This window comes from Panacibacter ginsenosidivorans, from assembly GCF_007971225.1.
GTDB classification, from domain to species: Bacteria; Bacteroidota; Bacteroidia; order Chitinophagales; family Chitinophagaceae; genus Panacibacter; species Panacibacter ginsenosidivorans.
This window is the reverse complement of record NZ_CP042435.1, coordinates 4770525-4791946: the sequence shown is the minus strand read 5'-3', so window position 1 is coordinate 4791946 and position 21422 is coordinate 4770525. Positions and strand designations below refer to the sequence as shown.

The 21422-nt window shown below is 38.0% G+C and carries 15 protein-coding genes and 1 tRNA gene; 8 read left to right on the top strand and 8 right to left on the bottom strand.

Annotated features, from left to right (window positions below):
- Window positions 1-24: 24 nt before the first annotated feature.
- The 6 genes from FRZ67_RS20355 to FRZ67_RS20330 form a co-directional block, all read right to left on the bottom strand.
- A complete protein-coding gene (locus FRZ67_RS20355; protein ID WP_147192415.1) occupies window positions 25-858 on the bottom strand; it encodes a type 1 glutamine amidotransferase in 834 nt (277 codons plus the stop codon).
- A gap of 54 nt (window positions 859-912) precedes the next feature.
- On the bottom strand, window positions 913-1737 hold the full coding sequence (locus FRZ67_RS20350) for a hypothetical protein (RefSeq protein WP_147192414.1): 825 nt from the start codon (window positions 1735-1737) through the stop codon (window positions 913-915).
- 5 nt (window positions 1738-1742) lie between these two features.
- Window positions 1743-2180 carry a hypothetical protein gene (locus tag FRZ67_RS20345; RefSeq protein ID WP_147192413.1) on the bottom strand — a complete coding sequence of 146 codons (438 nt, stop codon included), beginning with the start codon at window positions 2178-2180 and terminating at the stop codon, window positions 1743-1745.
- A gap of 156 nt (window positions 2181-2336) precedes the next feature.
- Window positions 2337-3455, bottom strand: a complete 1119-nt coding sequence (locus FRZ67_RS20340) for a M42 family metallopeptidase (protein WP_147192412.1) — start codon at window positions 3453-3455, stop codon at window positions 2337-2339.
- A 227-nt stretch (window positions 3456-3682) separates the two neighbouring features.
- Entirely contained in the window at window positions 3683-4591 is a 909-nt protein-coding gene (locus FRZ67_RS20335) for a UbiA prenyltransferase family protein (protein WP_147192411.1), read from the bottom strand.
- A gap of 3 nt (window positions 4592-4594) precedes the next feature.
- The gene (locus tag FRZ67_RS20330; protein WP_147192410.1) at window positions 4595-5047 is read right to left on the bottom strand and encodes a hypothetical protein; all 453 of its coding nucleotides are present in this window, start codon (window positions 5045-5047) and stop codon (window positions 4595-4597) included.
- A gap of 42 nt (window positions 5048-5089) precedes the next feature.
- On the opposite strand from FRZ67_RS20330, the gene FRZ67_RS20325 reads away from it, so the two are divergent.
- The 7 genes from FRZ67_RS20325 to FRZ67_RS20295 all read left to right on the top strand — a co-directional run bounded on the left by FRZ67_RS20325 (window position 5090) and on the right by FRZ67_RS20295 (window position 17338).
- The gene (locus FRZ67_RS20325) at window positions 5090-6076 is read left to right on the top strand and encodes a LuxE/PaaK family acyltransferase (RefSeq protein WP_225975417.1); all 987 of its coding nucleotides are present in this window, start codon (window positions 5090-5092) and stop codon (window positions 6074-6076) included.
- Window positions 6077-6124: 48 nt separating this feature from the next.
- Window positions 6125-6208, top strand: a tRNA-Leu gene (locus tag FRZ67_RS20320).
- A gap of 234 nt (window positions 6209-6442) precedes the next feature.
- The gene (locus FRZ67_RS20315; RefSeq protein ID WP_147192409.1) at window positions 6443-8374 is read left to right on the top strand and encodes a T9SS type A sorting domain-containing protein; all 1932 of its coding nucleotides are present in this window, start codon (window positions 6443-6445) and stop codon (window positions 8372-8374) included.
- Between the two features lie 31 nt (window positions 8375-8405).
- A complete protein-coding gene (locus FRZ67_RS20310) occupies window positions 8406-10208 on the top strand; it encodes a T9SS type A sorting domain-containing protein (RefSeq protein WP_158638418.1) in 1803 nt (600 codons plus the stop codon).
- A gap of 91 nt (window positions 10209-10299) precedes the next feature.
- Window positions 10300-11871: a hypothetical protein gene (locus FRZ67_RS20305; RefSeq protein WP_147192407.1), complete on the top strand. Its 1572-nt coding sequence runs from the start codon at window positions 10300-10302 to the stop codon at window positions 11869-11871.
- Between the two features lie 743 nt (window positions 11872-12614).
- Window positions 12615-14330 carry an IlvD/Edd family dehydratase gene (locus FRZ67_RS20300; RefSeq protein ID WP_147192406.1) on the top strand — a complete coding sequence of 572 codons (1716 nt, stop codon included), beginning with the start codon at window positions 12615-12617 and terminating at the stop codon, window positions 14328-14330.
- A gap of 182 nt (window positions 14331-14512) precedes the next feature.
- Window positions 14513-17338, top strand: a complete 2826-nt coding sequence (locus FRZ67_RS20295) for an FAD-binding and (Fe-S)-binding domain-containing protein (RefSeq protein WP_147192405.1) — start codon at window positions 14513-14515, stop codon at window positions 17336-17338.
- A 223-nt stretch (window positions 17339-17561) separates the two neighbouring features.
- Here the strand turns inward: FRZ67_RS20295 and FRZ67_RS20290 are convergent, their stop codons facing one another.
- Window positions 17562-18941, bottom strand: coding sequence for a HAMP domain-containing sensor histidine kinase (locus FRZ67_RS20290; RefSeq protein ID WP_147192404.1), 1380 nt, complete (start codon window positions 18939-18941; stop codon window positions 17562-17564).
- Window positions 18938-19636, bottom strand: coding sequence for a response regulator transcription factor (locus tag FRZ67_RS20285; RefSeq protein ID WP_147192403.1), 699 nt, complete (start codon window positions 19634-19636; stop codon window positions 18938-18940). Before FRZ67_RS20285 ends, FRZ67_RS20290 begins: the two co-directional genes overlap by 4 nt.
- 30 nt (window positions 19637-19666) lie before the next feature.
- On the opposite strand from FRZ67_RS20285, the gene FRZ67_RS20280 reads away from it, so the two are divergent.
- On the top strand, window positions 19667-21394 hold the full coding sequence (locus FRZ67_RS20280) for a M14 family metallopeptidase (protein ID WP_147192402.1): 1728 nt from the start codon (window positions 19667-19669) through the stop codon (window positions 21392-21394).
- The last annotated feature ends 28 nt before the right edge of the window (window positions 21395-21422 follow it).

Below are 21422 nucleotides of genomic sequence, written 5' to 3'. Positions count from 1 at the left end.
GGTGCCGGGAAACAAAAAAATTGTTTAACTCTCTACCAATTCGCCAACAGCAATATTTAAAAAATTAGGCAGCACATGGCTGTAAGTAAACATGATCTTACGAGGATCATTGAGTTGTTCTATCATACTATGCCACTTGGCTTCACCATGATTTGCAATAACGGTTTGCTTTTTGTCTTCGCGCTGCAAGTACATACTCATGCCGATGGCATCTGCCTCGGGGTGAAATTGAGAGCCAATAAAATATTCATTGAAACGCATGGCCATGATTGCCCTTTCGTAAGGAACATGAGGCCTTTCTTTTTCGATGGCAAGAATATGCGCACCAATTGATTTTATATGATTGTGGTTGGGTTCTACAACCTGGTAATCGCGGCTATCAACGGCATAGAAGGGATCGCGGAGGCCATCAAAAACAGGTTCATTTTTTCCTTCATGCAGCATGTGAACAGGAAACACACCAAAAGAAGTTGATTTACGTTTGCCTAAATTGGCTACTTTATAATAGCGGCATGCCAACTGGAAGCTATGGCAAATAAAGAAAGCATGTTTCTTTGGATAGTTGGCAATGTCATTGTTCCAGTGCTCAAGTCTTTCTATCCAGTTGCAAAAAGCATTGTCCCACTCCATGCCTTCGCTTTCCATTGGAGAGCCGGGACCACCACTTGAGATATAAATATCATAAGAAAGATCAGGAATCTCCTTTTTGAGTCTAACTTCAAATTCATCATATTCCACGTCGTATTGATTGCTTTCGCTCCATTGATTAATGATCTCACGTATGCAGCGCATCCCCTGGTTGGGATGACCCTCATTCATATCAAGTATGGCAATACGTACTTTCATAGCTGTTCTCATGCCCGGCAAAAATAAATTATTTTCAAAAGCCTGCGTACACACATTATCAACAACTTAAGCCTGTTGTTGTTTGTTTTCAGGCGATTTTAATAGTAATGTTAACATTAATGCGCTTATCTCGAAATAAGGTATGCGCATTACAAGCCAATCCATCAACAGGAATATCAGAAATAATAATGCCAGTAACCTGTCGTATTTTTTTGTAAAGAACCCAATAATGAAGCAGGCTTCGAGTAGAGTAGCCGACAAATAGAAAGAATAAGATAAATACTGGTGTTGTATAAGATAGAGGTAAAAACTGGTTAACCAGTAGCCTGGTGAATTAGTAAGCAACTGGTTGTGCTGGTACAATAAAATACCGCTCATTTCAGAAACGTCAAAGATGCCACCTTGTACAAATTTCCATATTGCGGCAGACGCAAAAAAGAATAAAAGAAAATAACGTAGTCCATCAAATAGCAGTATGAAGGTTTTTTCTTTTTTTGGAATAAATACTATAGGAAATAACAGCCAGCCAATATAACTCTCAATCGAATTTATTGGATACAGTGTATAGCATTGTATATAACACCAGTTTATCAGCAGCATAATAATTGCAACAACGCTTGCTGCATTATTTTTATACCGGTAAATAATTAAATAGATTAGCGGCATGCTGTAAAAAAGAAGGTCTGCCAATATCCAGCCTGGTGGATTATTGATCAACCATTGATGCAAGCCTGTTTGCATAAACAACCAGGTAAATACATCCTGCCTGGTGTAGAAAAAAGAAGGTTCTGACTGGTAAAGAAAAAGATCATTGCTCCATTTATACAACATCAGTACATAAAAGATGATGCAGTAATATAGAATAACCTTGTATTTAAAATTATTTCGCAATAAGTTTAGTTGTTTGCTTTTTGAAATGTGTCATCAATAAAATTGTAATCACTGATAATAACTTCCACTTTATTTATTTTTTTGTCCAGTAAGTTTTGCAGGTGCAGCTGGTACCATTGATCAAATTCTTCTTTTGTAATGCTATTGTTGAATTTTGTAGCATCTGCAAAAGGTAAAAAACGTTGAATTTCGTTTTGATAGATTGCATTATTCCATCCCTGTTGAAAACGGAATTGTATAACAGGCTGCATAATATTGTCCCACTCCTGTGGCGAAAAATCTTTTGCAGCAAGTCTTTCACCATCCACAAACACTTCTGGAATATTGTAATGCGCTTCAGGTTTTATTACCGATGAGTACATGCCATAATGATAGAAAGGCGAGAACACCACACCTCTTTTATAATTAATAAATAATTGCCCTGCGATAAAGACTATTATCACAATGAACCAAAATTTATTATGCTGATATAATTTTTTGAGGTACATAAAAAATGTCACGCCTTGCGGCGTGACATAGATACGATTTTTTATTTTACCGCAGAGGCGCTAAGACGCAGAGAAATAAAAACGAATCTTTTCGTCTCTTTGTGTTTGCGGTTAGAGATAACTCAGGTTTGTTTTTGGCGAAAGCTCCTGCAACGTTTCGTACATTAACAGTATAGTATTTTCAATATCACTTTTATGAAGCATTTCCACCGGTGTATGCATATAACGCAAAGGAATTGAAATTAATACAGAAGGGCAACCATCATTTGCATAAGCAAAACTGTCTGTGTCTGTTCCGGTGCTGCGACTTACCGTACGCATCTGCACATTTATTTTTTTCTTCTCTGCCACACCTTCTACCAGCTTTAATAATTTATTGTGCACCGCCGGGCCATAAGCCAGTGAAGGGCCTTTACCACATGCAATATCACCTTCCACCACTTTGTTGATCATCGGTGTTTGTGTATCGTGTGTAACATCTGTAATAATAGCCACATCTGGTTTTATACGACGTGCGATCATTTCAGCGCCACGCAAACCAATTTCTTCCTGCACAGCATTAACTATATACAAACCAAAAGGTAATTTCTTTTTGTGCTCTTTTAAAAGCCTTGCTACTTCAGCTATCATAAAACCGCCGATACGGTTATCAAATGCACGACCGATATAATAATCATGTGCCAGTTCTTCAAAACCTTCTTCATTAGTAACGACTGCCCCAACATGAATACCCAATGCTTCCACTTCTTTTTTGTTTCGGGCACCGCAATCAAGAAAAAGGTTATCAACCCTTGGTTGCGGTTCTTTTTGATCCGGGTTGCCATGACGCGTATGAATAGCAGGCCATCCAAATACTGCTTTAACGGGCCCCTTTTTTCCATGTATCCATACACGTTTTGCAGGTGCCACCTGGTGATCTACGCCACCATTGCGTTTCAGGTAGATCAATCCCTGATCATTGATGTAATTTACAAACCAGCTTATTTCATCCGCATGCGCTTCTATTACTACTTTAAAAGATTCGGTTGGGTTTATTACACCAACCGCCGTTCCATACGGATCTGTAAAATGTGTATCAACAAATGGTTTTATGTATTCGAGCCAAACTTTTTGTCCGCCGCTTTCAAAACCAACCGGTGATGCAGTGTTAATATAATTCTTCAAAAATGCGAATGATGTATCTGTAATAACAGATTTATGTTTTGCTTTCTTTTCTTTTGCCTTTGCCATGATCTCAATGTTATAAGTGAATATTTATTTTTTGTTAGCCGGCTTTTGTAATACTATTGATCGCCTGTTGTGTCACTCACTTGTACGTTTAGCTCAATAGTGAGCTAAGTAAAAAATATTTTGACTTTTGCCTTTTTAGTTTTGAATTATATTCTTCAGTATAAGTGTGCGACGCAAGAGGCGATGCCACCTGCATTACAGCCGGGAACAAAAGTATCTATTTCAAACTATTTAAGCATCAAAGATGCAGTAATGCCACATAATGCTTTTACGAGCATCAATCCATCAATCACTACAAGATAATACAGTATTGATTTGCGGCGTTGCATGCTCCATGCTACCAGTACCAGTAATATAAACGGAACACTGTTTATAATAATACGCAACAAAGGAAACTGCAGCAGCGTAGCAAAGATGATAAGCGATATCAATCCCAGAATAGTAAGTGGTATAATGACATAAAAAATAGTTTTACGTAAACCAAAACGTACTACAAAAGTCTTTAGCCGTTTGTTGTGGTCAGTTGCATAATCTTTGATATCAAAAAGAATTGCCAGCAGGCTTATAAACATAAAATTTTTTATAAGGAACCATGCATTAAATGCACTGAAATAATATATGGTATCCTGCTCTACTTCATGCCACAACACCGGCATATAAGTTACCGCAGTTGCCCACACAAAACCAATGGCAAAAGGCTTGAACCATCCTGTTTTCCGGAGATTAAATGTTGATTGAATACCAACCGGTATACCATAATATGCCAATGCCGCAAAGCCAGATACTGCAGGCAATAACATTTGAGTAACGCCTATATTTTGCAGCCCATGAAAATGGTAGATCAATAAATAAACGGCCAAAGCTGCGCAGCAGACCAGCCATAACAGTTGTGTGCGCCTTACAAGAAAATAATTTGCAGCATACCATTTACTGCGTTTATTGTTTATGGCCGTAGTGCCCTCCTGTATATACGCGTAAGTATAAAACAGTACTGTTCCAAAATAAAGTAAGAGATAAAAATATATTGAGTTGAATGGAAGTTCCTGTTGCAGGCTGGCCTCTGCTGCAAGTGCTACTGTGCAGCAGCCATAAAAATAATTACCATAGAAAATAAAATTAGCAAGGCGTTTCAGCAACAGTTATCTTTTAATTATTATAAGAGGCGGCGAAGATATAGTATCACTTGTATTACCGGCTTTATCAGAAAGCGCAAACCTGTAAATACATGTATCAGCAGCAGTACCACAGGTGGGCTCGCCAATATCCGGAAAGGTAAAATCAGGTGCATGTGAATAACTGATCACGATCTTTCCTTCTGCATTTTTAACTTCAGGAACGTTTGAAGGCAATGGATAAAACGCTCTTAGTGTATCGGTGTTACAATTAACAGATCGCCTTTCTACATAAATGGTATCCTGTATATCACCTTCTTTGTCTGTATATTTCAGCGTTATTTCAAGCTGCCCTGGTGCAGGAACAATATCTGTACTAAAACTTTCAAAAGTTAATTGTGGTTTTGTTGTAAACTGATCTTTATTACAGGCCGCCATTAAAATGGTTAGTATGCTTACTATCAATATTTTTGCTCTCATTATTTTTCTTTCTAATCAAATTTAGAGAATTAAGGTCAACACATGATGCAGCGCAGTGCAATTGTTAACAATATTTTTGATGAAAGCATCTCTTTTGAACAAAAAGCGCGGCAGGTTTTACAATACCAGTTTGAAACTAATAATGTATATCAGGAATGGTGCAGACTAATGCATGCTGATATTTCAAACATACAGTCTTCTGCTGCAATTCCATTCTTGCCCATATCATTTTTTAAAACGCATCAGGTAACAAGTACAGCATTTGAACCACAGTATATTTTTGAAAGCAGTGGCACTACCACTACGATCAACAGCAGGCATTATGTAAAAGATGCTGATTTATATAGAAAGAGTTTTATGCATTGTTTCGAAATGTTTTATGGAGATATAAAAGAATGGTGCATTATTGGATTATTGCCTGCTTACCTGGAAAGGAAAAATTCTTCTCTTGTTGTAATGGTTGATGCATTAATAAAAGAAAGTAACCATGCACAAAGCGGTTTTTATTTATACGAATTTGAGCAGGTAAAATCATTACTTACTTCGCTTGAGCAACGGCAACAAAAAACATTACTGATAGGCGTAACCTTTGCCCTGCTTGATTTCGCCGAACAATTTGCTTTACCATTACAGCATACAGTCATCATGGAAACCGGTGGCATGAAAGGCAGAAGAAAAGAACTTACACGGCAGGAAGTACATGTTAAATTGATGAAAAGTTTTGGTGTGAATGCAGTACATTCAGAATACGGAATGACTGAACTGTTAAGTCAGGCTTATTCAAAAAGTAATGGGCGTTTTTATTGCCCGCCCTGGATGAAAGTATTGGCAAGAGACGAGGAAGATCCATTGATTGTTAAAGAACCGGGCAGAGGTGTACTCAACATCATTGATCTTGCCAATATAGATAGCTGCAGTTTCATTGCTACTGACGATGCAGGCATTGTATATGAAGATGGCAGTTTTGAAGTGCTGGGCCGTATAGACAACAGCGATATACGGGGCTGCAGTTTACTAGTGGTACCCTAAATTGGTTTTTGTACAATCGTTCTATAATTTATATTTGCAGCCCTGAATGCCCGGGTGGCGAAATTGGTAGACGCACTGTGTTCAGGTCGCAGCGTTCGCAAGGATGTGCTGGTTCGAATCCAGTCCCGGGCACAGATAATTTTTTAAAAGCCTTGATAGTATTGACTTTCAGGGCTTTTTTGTTTTTTTGGGACAGTACAGGGGACAGTTTGTTCTGAAGTTTGCAGATAATTGATTTCTTATTAGATGGGCCTGCTAAGACGCGAGTAAGAGTATCTCTTGTATTAATTTCCTTTTAGAATTTATTGCACATAAACATATTTGCATATATTCTTTTATCTTTATTTCAACTAACTCTTAATCCATATGAAAACAATTGTACTTAACCGCTTATCAGTACTATATTTTCTGTTACTTTCTCAATATTGTTTTTCACAAGCCGGCGCACTTGATAGTAGCTTTGGTGTAAATGGTAAAGTAAGCACCGATTTTGCTGAAACATCTGGTTTTGTATATGGTACAAGTGCAGGGTTACAAAGTGATGGCAAAATAGTAATGGCAGGATACCTTTATCACAATTCTTTCAGTGTAGACTTTATGGTTAGTCGTTTTTTGACTAATGGTCATCCCGATTCAACATTCGGTCTAAATGGAAAAGTCAATACTCTCTTTGGATTTGGCATAACGCGGGCATTTGCTACAAAAGTTGCTGTGCAGCCAGATGGAAAAATACTCGCTGGAGGATATTACAGTACCGTTACGCCACCCTTCGCATCATTGACAGCAGTAGCATTGGGTCAAGTACAGGTAGTTTACATTGCCCTGGCAAGATATTTAAGTAACGGAACCATTGATTCAACATTTGGTGTAAGTGGCAAAGTTGTTACTGTGTTGTATAATGAGTTCATTCCTTTTGGAGGAACAAATGCAATGTCCTTACAATCTGATGGCAGTATTTTGGTGGGTGGAAACATTAATGGTTTTTATCTCGTGAAATACAAACCAAACGGGATAATAGATTCAACATTTGCTGTCAATGGCAAGTTGCTTCGTACCGGTGATTCATTAAACGTAAGAGATATAAAAATTTTGTCTGACGGAAAAATATTACTGGCTCAAAGTGGTGCGCCTTCTTATTCTTCACAGGACTTTAGTGTAGCAAAGCTAAACACAAACGGGAGCTATGACAGTAGCTTCGGTAATAACGGCCAAACGATTATTGATTTCTACGGCGGTTCTGATACAATTTATTCAATTGCTCTTACACCAAATGGAGGTATAATAGCCGCAGGCACAGCAACAAACCCACTTACAAATAAAGGTGAAATTGCGGTAGCAAAATTTACTGCAAATGGTTCTCCAGACTTATCCTTTGGAACAAATGGTAAAGTTACCTTGTTGCCATTTGGCACTGCTGCATCAGTAAGAAAGGTGTTGCTGCAAAGTGATGGTAAAATTATATTGTCAGGTATGGCTAATGATACTTTAGTACAGGTGGTTCGGCTTAATGCTAATGGTTCACTCGATAATTCTTTTGGCAACAATGGCAGCAACAGATTAAGCTTTGGGACTAATACAGTTGTTTATGATGCTGTCTTGCAGCAAGATGAAAAATTAATTACTGCGGGTCAACCCAATTTTAGTCTTGCCCGTTTTAAAAAGGACGAATTAGTAACTGTTGCGCTTAAAAAATCAATCTCCGTATTAGAGGGTAATACTGGCACTACATCACCTGCGCAATTCAAAGTAATCTTAAATAAGCTATCTCCAGTAGATGTATTTGTAAATTATACGACAAAGAACCTCAACGCTCTTGCCGGTTCAGATTACACTGCTACTGCAGGAACCCTTAGAATAAAGGCTGGAAAGCCTGCCGGGAATATCATTGTATCAATTATTGGCGACAATACAAGAGAAGCCAATGAAAGATTTGCTTTAGTACTAAGCAACCCTGTTAATGCTGTCCTTGGTACACTTGACAGCGCAGTGTGTGTAATAAAAAATGATGATCCATCCTTTGCATTTACTAACTCCACAACACAGGAAGATATTAGCGTTGATAACATGTCTGTAAAGATTTATCCAAACCCTGTAAAAGATGTATTGAATATACAGGGACTAAGCACACTTGATAAAACACAAATTTCTATTCTTGATATAAATGGTCATGTATTAGCTGCGAAGAGCATTAATACTTCTTCCTTTGTTTGGAATATAAAATCTCTTGCACCAGGTACTTATTATTTGCATATTGAAAATAGAATGAAACAAACAGCACTCAAATTTGTCAAGCAATAAAGCATTTTATATGAAGAAATACTTTTTAGCAATGGTGTCGTTTATGTTTGTAGTTGTTTCGGGCATAGCGCAACCCGGAACGTTAGACGTGACATTTGGTAACGCCGGAAAAGTAATCACAAACCTGAACGGCGATGATTACGGTTCTGCCGTAACAGTTCAGCCAGATAGCAAAATTTTGATAGGAGGCACTTCTAATTCTAATTTTGCTTTGATAAGATATAATTCTGATGGCTCTCTGGATGCCCATTTTGGAATTAATGGTACGGTCTTCACAAGCTTCGATACGGCCAATAGTACCAGCGGTGCCAGAGTTATCTCATTGCAGGAAGATGGTAAAATCTTATTGGTAGGTGCTACCACTGGAAACTCAGGTCGTCAGTTGGCCATAGCAAGGTATAAAACAAATGGGTCTTTGGACAGCAGCTTTGGAGTTAACGGCAAAGTAGTATCTAATTTTAGTAGCGGTTGGACTGGAACAGGTATAGCAATTCAATCAGACCAAAAAATATTAATTACGGCATATGTGACACATTTGGGGGCCTATATAAACTCATTCGCATTGCTTCGCTATAATTCCACTGGCATTTTAGATAGCACATTTGGCATAAATGGAATCGGTGAAATGATACTTGATCATGATATTCCGGTTTACGATGTTGGCATACAGTCTGATGGAAAAATAGTAGTTGCAGGCTTTAACCAATTCGAAAGTTCACAGCATCAAGTACGGGATTCTATAATGCTAATTCGTTATAAAGACAATGGACTTCGTGATAGTTCTTTTGGTGATAATGGAATAGCATTAGCTTATGCCAACTCACCTTACCCGGCTGGCTTACAATTACGAGTTTTGGAAGACGACAAAATTGTTGTATCAGGTTTTTCAAAAGATGGTATAAATAACAGTTTCGCAATATTACGATTCAATGCCGCTGGTAGCCTTGATTCGACTTTTGGAGTAGATGGAATCAGAATCACTAAACTTAACACTTCTCAAGACAACAGTACGGATTTTGATAATGCCTATTGCTTAGCCATTCAAGATGATGGAAAAATTGTACAGGGTGGAACAACGAAAGGGTCTTCAAATATAGACTTTGCTCTCATCAGGTATCATGCAAATGGTAATATTGACAGCTCCTTTGGAACAAATGGTTTTGTCGTAACACCTGTAGGAACCAACGATGATTTTGCTTTCGCTACTGCTATACAGCCAGACAATAAGATTGTGCTTGGCGGATACTCTTATAACGGAACTGATAATGATTATTCTGTAGTACGATATAATTATGAAGCTATCGTTCCCATCAAGCTCTTATCGTTTAACGCTATAGTTAATGGTAAATCTGTTTTACTCAACTGGCAGACCGCATCAGAAATAAACAATGATCATTTTATTATTGAAAGAAGCGGTAGCGTTAATAACAACTTTAAAGAAATAGCAAAAGTTACCAGTAAAGGAAACTCTAATCAGGTTCAACAATATACCTTTGAAGATACCCATTCATTTGTAGGCAAGAATTACTATCGCTTGAAGCAGGTAGATAAAGATGGACATATAGATTATTCAAAAATAGTATTGGTGAACTTCGGCGACATCAATGTTAAAGTATATCCTAACCCTGCATCTGCAATTCTCAGTATAGAGGGATTAAAACAGGGAGAAAAAACAACTCTTACTATCCATAACGGCAATGGATTAATCGTTGCAAAAACAATCACGGATAGCTATAGCTATTCATGGAATATACGATCATTGCCAGCGGGTACATATTTCCTGAAAATCAAAAATGGTGAGAATGAAACGGTGCAACAATTTGTTAAACAATAGCTATGTTTTTATATTCAGCTTTTAGAACTAAGAAAGAGACAAAAGAATTATTTTATTTAAATTGTTACTATAACAACCAAAGCCGATTGCTATGCACATCATTAAAACTTGCACCGTCTTTACGATAGTTTTATTATCTATTTCAGCAAATGCGCAGTTTAAACAAATTGCGGAAAGTCCTGTATTTAAAGAACCCGAAGATGGGTACTGCAAACTAATCCAGATGAAAAACGGGAATGCGGCATACCTGCGCATTACTATCAAAGATGGAATAGATGTAAAAATCTATGATGAATCGCACAAACTAAAGGCGGAGCAGCATGTAAACCCGAAATATGGAAAATTAAAAGTTGGTTCAATAACAGCTGTTTTACCAATTGGAGATAATGTTGATTTATTTATAAGTGAAACAGATGATAAAGCACGCCTTCTTTACAGACTTGTTTTTGATGGTAACACCGGTGCTCTTAAAGAAGAAACTACAATAGCCAAAAATACTGACAAGTTGAGTTTAGCAATAAGTTATGCAAACGCATTAGGCGGTGTACCATCCCCTGACTTTAATATTCTAAAGGATCCAAATAGTGAAAACTATGTGCTTGCAATGATGAATTTTCCTGAAAAAGATGAGGATAGACGTCTGACAATTGTTTTTTATGATAGTAATAATAAAGAAATAAACAACATTGTTTATTCACCTAACGAAAAAGGCGACTTTTATTATGCTGGTATGACTTTTACAGAAAACAAAAAATTAAGTATAGTTGGCTATTTGAATGGTCAATTAGTAGTCGCGAGTTTTGAAGCTGATTCAAAAAATCCCAAAATTGACAACATAGATTTCACAAAAGATTTAAACCTATCTTCTTCATTGGTAAAGTATAATTCCGTAACAAAGAAATTAATTCTTCTTGGTACGGTAGAAATTGACCATAAGCACAATACGTACAGCACATTTATAGCTTTTATAGATCCTCTGCAACACAGCGTAATAAAGGAAGATGACCAATATCCCTCAAAAGTAAATGACAAAAGCACTGAACTTTTTGGCAAAAAAAATGGTTTTACAGGGATGCCTCAAAACTTCTATATTAATAATGATGGAAGTTTCTCTATAGTCTATGAGGAAGTAACAAACATATGGTCATCAGGTTCAAGCGGTGGGGGTTACAATACTGCTGTTTTAGGGAATATTGCAGTCGTTACGTATGACAAGGATGGTAAAGAAGTAAATCAATATTTTGTTCCCAAGAATCAAAAACTTACGAATATGGTTATTCCCTCTTTCTACTTGTCAAATAGGGAAGGCACAGGTCAAAAACTTTACGAAGGCAATCAGTATAAATCTTTCGCTTATTTAAGTGGTACAAATAGAAACTATATTTTGTTTAACGATGTCGATGAAAATGGAGAGTCTGTAAAGAAAGGCAAGCTTACTACAATTATAGGTGTTGGAGATTGTGATGCTTATTATTTTAATGCATCGGGCACAGATATAATGCCGGAACGCCAATATGTGTTTGGCCAACCAGAAAAAAGAGATCACAATCTTGCTTTGTTTTCTATTTCAGACTACAATAAAGAAACAAATACGTATGCAACCTTAAGACTTGCAAAAGGAAAAGATAAAGGTGTATCAATAGTTTGGCTGCAACCACAATAATGATTTCAATATTTTCGGCCACCGCAAAGTTACCCGCAGAATACCTAAGCTTGCGTATGAACAGTACTGCCGAAGGTGGGGAAGTTGAGAGAAAAAAGATTGTGTTTACTTTTCACAGCTTGGTTCTTGCTGCAGATACAAAACAATTCATTAGCTAAATTCTTATTCTGTTGCTTTTACGGCTCCCTAGCCCGCGGCAACGAAAAACACCTTGCCTTTTGTTTCTTTTGGGCAATGCCAAAAGAAAGCCTTGCCGGCGAGACTTAAACAAAACACTTAATACTCGCTGGCAGTTGCGTTAGGGATTGCAGTGGAAATCTTTTTTTGTGCGAAAAGACGCTGCAACAGTTTCAGGATCCTCCCGAGGTACGAGGGAAATCCTCAAACTGAATGAAGCAAAACCAGTCCCGGGCACCTGGAAACCATTGAAAATAATTTCAATGGTTTTTTTTATTTTATGAATCAGGGGTTCTGTAACTCCGATTATACTTTTCTTGCGTCGCACTCTTGTACGGCCGTATTGTATTTCGAGCAATACAACATGCCTTAATGAATATAAACCTGTATTGGCCAATAAGAGTGCCACCCAAAATCTGTAGCAATAAAAGCTTCTCCCGGAAACACTATTGCAGAAGCCGTATAAAATTTCTTCAGCACAAGTGTGCGACGCAACGAAAGATTAAAGTAGATTTAAAGCCCGTTACAAAATCTAATAAAAAGTAGCACAGGAAAATATTTGAATCATGGAAACTCTACAATTAAGAAGCCGCAACTGGTTTGGCCGTACAGGTAAAGATGGTTTTATTTATCGTGCATGGATGAAGAACCAGGGCATACCGGCAGATATGTTTGAAGGCAAACCTGTAATTGGCATCTGCAATACCTGGAGTGAGCTTACACCCTGTAATGCGCATTTCCGGGAACTTGCCGAAGCAGTAAAGAAAGGTGTGCTGGAAGCCGGTGGCTTTCCTGTTGAGTTTCCCGTAATGTCATTGGGTGAAACATTGGTTAAGCCTACTGCAATGCTTTACAGAAATTTGGTAAGCATGGATGTGGAAGAATCAATAAGAGCCAATCCTGTTGATGGTGTAGTGCTGTTATGTGGTTGCGATAAAACAACACCATCGCTGGTAATGGGTGCATGCAGTGTAAATATTCCAACACTTGTTATCTCCGGCGGACCAATGTTAAAAGGCCATTGGAAAGGAAAAGACATTGGCACATCGGATGTTTGGCGTTTTGATGTAGCCCATAAATTAGGGCAAATAACCCCACAGGAATTTGTGGAAGCCGAAGCTTGTATGGCACGCACACAAGGCCATTGCGCGGTAATGGGCACGGCATCAACAATGGCTACAATGGTAGAAGCATTAGGGCTTTCTTTGCCCAATAATGCATCTATACCGGCAGCGGATGCAAGACGTAAAGTGCTCTCTCAATTATCGGGAAGACGTATTGTGGAAATGGTAAAAGAAGATCTTACGCTGAGTAAAATTCTTACACGCAAAGCTTTTGAAAATGCCATTATGGTAAATGCAGCAATTGGCGGCTCTACCAATTTCGTCATTCATTTATTGGCCATCGCAGGCCGTATTGGTATCGAATTAAACATCGATGATTTTGATAAATATTCGCAAAACATTCCATTGCTTGCCAACATACAACCTTCCGGCGAAAATTATATGGAAGATCTGTATTACTCCGGTGGCTTGCCTGCTGTGATAAAAGAAATGAAAGCCATCATTCACAATGATGCCATTACAGCAAATGGAAAAACAATGGGTGAAAATTGTGCTGCCGCAGAAGTGTATGACCGTAATGTTATCAGCACAATGCAACAACCTTTTAAACCAGAATCAGGCATCGTTGTAGTAAAAGGAAATCTTGCGCCGAATGGTGCCGTTATAAAACCTTCCGCTGCAAGCCCTACGTTGTTGAAGCATTCAGGCAAAGCAGTTGTTTTCGAAAACATAGAAGATTATCATGCACGCATTGATGATCCTGCCCTGGACATTGAGGCAACCAGTATAATGGTACTAAAAAATGTCGGACCCAAAGGCTATCCGGGCATGGCTGAAGTTGGCAATATGGCGCTGCCTAAAAAATTACTGGAACAAGGTGTTACAGATATGGTACGCATATCTGATGGCAGAATGAGCGGCACAGGTTTCGGCACAGTGGTACTGCACGTATCGCCGGAAGCCGCTGTGGGAGGGCCTTTGGGACTTGTGCAGAATGGAGATGTCATCAGTCTTGACGCACACAACAGAACGCTTCAGTTAGAAGTTTCAGAAGAAGAACTTGCCGTACGCAGGGCCGCATGGAAACAAACCGAAAAGATGCATACGCGTGGTTATGTACACTTATATCAAACGCATGTGGAGCAGGCGCACCTTGGTGCTGATATGGATTTTCTAAAAGGTGGTTCAGGCAGTGAAGTTGCAAGGGATTCGCATTAAGAAGATGTGCAGATGAGTAAATGTGCGGATGTGAGAATTGATGAAATGAAAATTATTTTGAGAACTTTTTTGAGCCGGACTGTAGCACCATTATTTAGCTTTACTTGCGTCGCACTCTTGTACAAAGGAAATATTATTCAGCTTTTAGCAGCCGAAAATTTTAATCAGCACGGGACTAAAAAATGATAGAAGCATTAAAAAAAATATTACCTGAACATCGAATCAGAACAAGATATATTGATCTCATTTCTTTTGCTTCTGATGCAGGCTTTTATCATTTAATTCCTAAAGCAGTTGTACAACCTGTTAATGAAGAAGAGATCATTTTATTATTTAAATTTTCGAAAGAATATAATATTCCATTGGTGTTCCGCACAGGTGGCACAAGCCTTTCGGGTCAATCTATAACAGATGGCATTTTAGTTGACTTAAGCCAGCACTGGAATAAGATACAAATTGAAAACAATGGCAATTTAGTGCGTGTGCAGCCAGGCATAACCGGTGCAATGGTAAATGCTTATCTAAAAAAGTATAAAAGAAAAATTGGCCCTGATCCCTCCAGTATCAGCGCTGCAATGATGGGCGGTATTTTATCAAATAACTCAAGTGGTATGTGTTGCGGCGTAAAACTGAATTCATATCACACTACAAAATATATTCGTTTTATTTTACCTGATGGCAAAACATTCAGCACAGAAAATAAAGCAGACTATACCCGCTTTGAAAAAGAATGTAATGAATTATACAGGAGCCTTACAGCTATAAAAAAAGAAATAGCAGCTAACGAAATATTGTATGATAAGATTCGAAGAAAATATCAAACCAAAAATACTGTTGGTTATTCGTTAAATGCCTTTATTGATCATGAGCATGCTTTGGATATATTGGCTCATTTATTAATTGGTGCAGAAGGTACAATTGCTTTTATTGCAGAAGCAGTATTACAAACAGTTCCTGATTACCCACAGAAGTCAACAACGCTTTTGTACTTTCCCGATATTTATGCTGCATGCCAGGCTATTGTTCCGCTTACTAATGCAGGTGCGGCAATGGTTGAGTTAATGGATCGTGCTTCATTGCATGCTGTAGAACATTTACCTGGTATGCCGGCCATCGTAAAAACGCTGCCTGAAACAGCAGCAGCATTATTAATCGAATTCCAGGAAAATAATCCAGAAGAACTGGAAGAAAGGGTGAACAGCTTCTTATCTACTACGTCTTCACTTTCATTATTGAATACACCTGTATTTACCAATGATCCTGCAGCGCAGGATTTTTTATGGAAGGTTCGCAAAGGTCTATTTCCTGCTGTAGGAGCAGTGCGTGCAAACGGTACCACAGTGATACTGGAAGATGTAGCTTTCCCTGTTGAAAAATTAGGTGATGCTATTTTAGACTTGCAGGAACTATTCAAAAAATATCATTATTACAATGCCATCATTTTCGGCCATGCAAAAGATGGCAACATTCACTTTGTGGTTACACAATCTTTTATCACAACAGGTGAGATTGAAAGGTATGATCGATTTATGCGTGAAGTGATCACCTTAGTTGTAGAAAAATACGATGGCAGTTTAAAAGCAGAGCATGGAACAGGCCGCAATATGGCCCCTTTCGTAGAAACAGAGTGGGGCGGTGCTGCTTATGCAATCATGCAAAAGATAAAATTGGCAGTTGATCCGCAATTGTTATTGAATCCTGGTGTAATCATCAATGAGGATAAGAACACGCATATAAAAAATCTAAAGGAACTTCCTTCTGTTGAAGAAGAAGTAGATAAATGTATTGAATGTGGCTACTGCGAACACAAATGCCCAAGCCGTGATATTACTGCCACACCAAGAAGAAGGATTGTAATACGCAGGGCATTGAAGCAATTGCAGAATGCAGGAAATGATTCAAATTACAAATTGCTGTTAGCCCAATATCAATATGATGTTTTGGATACATGCGCTGTTGATGGCTTATGTGCTACGGCTTGCCCGGTTGATATTAATACCGGTGACCTGGTTAAACGATTAAGGAGAGAAAATCATTCCACCATTCAAAATAAGATTGCCTTATCGGTTGCAAGGCATTTTAAAACTATCGAATGGTCTGCACGTGCTGCATTTAAAACAGGCATTGGAATTAATAAACTGTTTGGTAAAAATGCAATGACCGGCATTACAAATGGAATAAAAAAAGTTTTTCCTGCTATGCCACTATGGTCAGGCCAAATTAGTTACCCTCCAGATCTTTCTGTTATCAAATCAAATAAGCAAATTGCTAATAAAGACTACAAAAATACAATAGTCTATTTCCCAAGTTGCATATCCAGAATGTTGGGTACTTATAAAAGAAAAGAAAAAAATATCTTGGAAACTTTTGTGAGTATTTGTAACAAAGCAAGTATTGATATGAAAGTTTTAGAATATGTTAGTGGCAGTTGTTGCAGCCAGATATTTTCTTCAAAGGGATTTAAAGATGCTTATTATTTTACAGCAAACAATATCATTGAAAAACTATGGAAAAGCAGCAATGAGGGTGCATTGCCAGTCGTAATTGATGTAAGCTCCTGTGCTTATACATTGCATAATATTCGACCTGTATTGACTGAAAAGAACAAAGTCAAATTTGACCGGATAACTATCCTTGACAGTGTTGATTTTCTACATGATATGGTATTACCAGCAGTTACAATAAAACAAAGGAAAAAAAATATTGTACTGCACCCCGTATGTTCTTTGGAGAAAATGAAAACAACGCAAAAATTTATTAAACTGGCGCAGTATTTTGCAACTGAAGTTACTGTTCCGAAGTACGCAGGCTGTTGTGGCATGGCAGGCGACCGTGGTTTTTTATTTCCTGAACTTACTGCTGCTGCAACAAACCTGGAAGCATTAGAAGTAAAGCAGGAAAAATATAATGGATATTATTCTTCTACCAAAACATGCGAGATGGCAATGTCTGAAGCGGTAAAAGAAAATTATGAATCTATTTTGTACCTCGTGGATGAAGCTTTGTAACTGAAAGAAATGATCAGGACACTAACTGGTGAAATTATTTTAAATGGTTTATCTATGAACCAGGGGTTTTGTAACTCCGTTTATGCTTTTGTTGCGTCGCACTCTTGTACGCTTTGTTCTTCGGCCGACATTGTTGCTGAACCCTGAAGTGAGTGACACAACGAAGCTTAATAGCAGTTCAATTGCCTGCACCGAAAAATACTAATTTCCTGCAATGATTAATTTACTGCGAGCGAAAGAAAGTTAATATGAAACAATTGATATTACCATTAATAACTTTATAGGTTACCTGGCAACTGTGCAGTTCTGTAATTCTTTTTACTATGGAGAGGCCAAGGCCAAAGCCTTTTTTTTGTTGCGCATTTTCGCCTCTGAAGAAAGGAAAGAACATTCTTTCCACTTCATCGGGCTGCATTACCGGGCCCCGATTTTCAAAATGAATAATTACTTTACCCGCTTCGGGCTGCATCGTTATATCTACCTTGCTGTCATCTGAATATTTAATCCCATTTTTCAACAGGTTTACGAATGCGGAGCGCAGCAATACTTCATTACCTTTAAGATACAGGTATGATTCATTAACATCGTCAGCGGAAAAATCAAAATTGATAGTTATCCCGGGAAACATTTTCTGCATAGAGGCGATTGAATCATACATCACTTCATCCAGTCTTACTTCGGGCCATCCTGCAGTGTAATTAATATTTTCATATTGTGATAACAACAGCAATGCGTTAGTAAGTTCTATCATGCCCTGCTGATCTTCTTTTAAAGATTCCAGTACTTTTTTTGCCTCCTGGGGAGCGAGTTCTCTCCGTAATGCAGACTCCGTTTGAGAAAGCATGGTAGCAAGTGGCGTGCGAAGATCATGAGATGCATGGTGGACAAAATTCTTTTGCATGGTAAATGCCCGCTCCAGCCTGTCGAGCATTCCGTTGAAATTTTTAGCTATGCGTACAATCTCGTTGTGTCTTGCATCTCCTTTTCCAACGCTTACACGTTGTTTTAGATTGTTCTCACTTACTTTACGCATTTGTATGCTAAGTGTTATTAGCGGCCTTGTAACGATCATAACGTACAGAAATGTAAAAATGCACAGAAGGATGATGCTGCCAATGGAAACATAGATCATGGTTAGCTTTAAAGAATGTAAACGGGCAAGACCAAACTTGTCGTAACCTGTAGCAATTACAAAACACTCATGATCGTATTGGTTAAAATAAAGACCTACACTTTGCGAGTCTCCATTCAGAAAGTACAACTCTTTTGAATCCTTTATATTAAAAAGGAGGTTTGTGTCAATGGTATATTTAAAATCACGGGGATTTGACGCTACTAAATGATAAGAACTATCGATAATAACAGAAGAAAATTCAGTAGGAGAACCAGGCAAATAATAAGTAAGTTTTGACATTACTTCTTTGTCGGTATCATTTATTCTATACTGATTTCTGTAGGTGTTATATGCGTGTGCCCAAAGACGGTTATCAAAATCTTTTTTTCTGTTTTGTGCGTAAAGCGTATAAATAATAAAGAAGGAGATAGCCAGGATTGCTGAAACAACCAGGGTAAGTGTAACAACAAACCTTAGCCGAACTCTCATGACAGCGGCGCCTCCCTAACATAATATCCAAAGCCCGGCTTGGTATGAATAAGTTTTGTTTCAAAAGGCTTATCGATCTTATTTCGTAGAAAACTAATGTAAACTTCAATTGTATTGGTACCAGTATCAAAACTTAGCTCCCATACTTTTTCCATAATCTCGGCCTTCGAAATTACTTTGCCTTTGTTTCTTGAGAGCAGCACCAGCAGAGAAAATTCCTTGGCTGTAAGATTTATATTTTTTTCTGCACGGGTAACCGTTTTTTTATTCATGTCTATTTCAAGATCCCCAACATTTATTTTATCGCTGAATTGAGCTGTATTTTCAGCTCTTTTCAGGAAAACTTTTATTCTTGCAAAGAGCTCGTCAAAGTGGAAGGGTTTTACGATATAATCATCAGCACCAAGGCTAAAAGCATCTACTTTATCCTGAATCTCACCCAATGCAGTAAGCATAATAATGGGCACTTTATTGTTTTGCTGTCTGAATTCTTTACATAAAGCCAGTCCGTTCTTATAGGGCAGGTTTATGTCAAGCAGTATCAAAGAATAGCTGTGCTGGTTAAAGAGTTTTTCAGCTATTGCCCCATCATAGGCCATGTCTGCCTGGTAGCCCTGGCGTGCCAGTTCCTCCTGGATCACCAATCCAAGTTTAGGTTCGTCTTCGGCAATGAGTATCCTGTACGTGTTTTCCATTATCTTCAAGTAAAATTCTGGTTACAAATTATGAAAAAATTAATTATTAGTATTTTTCTTCTGAATAATATAGCTGGCTTGGCACAACAATTTACTACAACTTTTGAAAAAACCAAAGGTTTACAAACTGTCACTTATTTCGGGTGCACTGATTACTATAACGCTCTTAAAGCCAAATTTAATACTATAGATATAAAAAAATTTGATACCACCGATGCAGGATACCCGTTGCAACTGGTTATTTTTAGTAACGACAGGAACTTTAATCCCGCAGAATGGCACCGCAAAAACAAAGTAGTTATACTGGTAAATAATGGCATTCATCCCGGTGAGCCAGACGGTGTCGATGCGAGCATGATGCTTATGCGTGACCTTGCTACAGGTAAGTTAAAAATTCCTGTAAACGTAGTGATAGCAGCCATTCCCATATACAACATTGGAGGCAGTCTTAATCGTAACAACTTCTCCAGGGTTAATCAAAATGGCCCGGAAAGCTATGGCTTTAGGGGCAACTCGCAGAACCTTGATCTTAACAGGGATTTCATAAAAGCCGACTCAAAAGATGCGCATGCATTTGAAGAAATATTTCAATGGCTTGACCCTGATATTTTTATAGATAATCATGTAAGTGACGGCGCCGATTACCAGCATACAATGACCATGCTTACCACACAGCACAATAAATTAGGTGGGGAAATTGGTTCTTTTTTGCATGAAACATTTGAACCAGCCTTGTTTAAAAGTATGGAAGCCAAGCAATGGCCCATGTGCCCGTATGTAAATTTTGAAGAGGGAAATGTTGAAACTGGCTGGGAAGCCTTCTACGATCCTCCAAGATATAGCAGCGGTTATGCTGCTCTTTTTCAAACAATAGCTTTTGTACCGGAAACGCATATGCTCAAGCCTTTTAAAGACCGTGTTATAAGTACGTATGCTTTTATGCAAACAGTAATAGAGCAGGCTGGTACATATGCTGCAGAGATTATCGCTAAGAGAAAAGCATCCATAGAAGCCGTTGAACAGCAAAAAAATTTTACCATAAGCTGGCAGGTTGATTCTTCAAAATATGATTTGATACCTTTTAAAGGTTATGAAGCAGCTTACAAGACAAGCGTTGTAACAGATATGCAACGATTGTATTATGACCATAATAAACCTTTTGAAAAGCAGGTTAAATTTTATAATACTTATAAACCAATGTTAACCATACAAAAGCCAAAAGCATATATTATTCCGCAGGGCTGGCAAAATGCTATTGATCTTTTAAAACTGAATGGCGTACGGTTTGATCGTATAAAAAAAGACACAGTAATTAATGTGTCTTATTATCACATTGATGATTATAAATCAGCTGCAAGGCCTTATGAAAAACATCATTTTAATTATAATGTAAAGGTTACGGAAATGCCCGGCAGCATTCGTTTTCTTAAAGGTGATTATATTATTTATACAGGCCAGCGTGCAGACAGGTACATTGTAGAAACTTTAGAACCACAGGCAGATGACAGTTATTTTCACTGGAATTTTTTTGATGCCATACTGCAACAAAAAGAAGGCTACAGTGATTACCGATGGGAAGATGTTGCAGCTGATTTTTTACAACAACATCCTGAATTGCGTACACAACTTGAAGAAAAGAAAAGAACAGATACTGCTTTTGCTGCATCATCAGCAGCGCAACTAAATTTCGTATATAAAAATTCTCCTTATTACGAACCTGAGCATTTACGTTATCCTGTGTACAGACTTATGCAGTAACGTTCATAATACATCACTGGTTGTATTG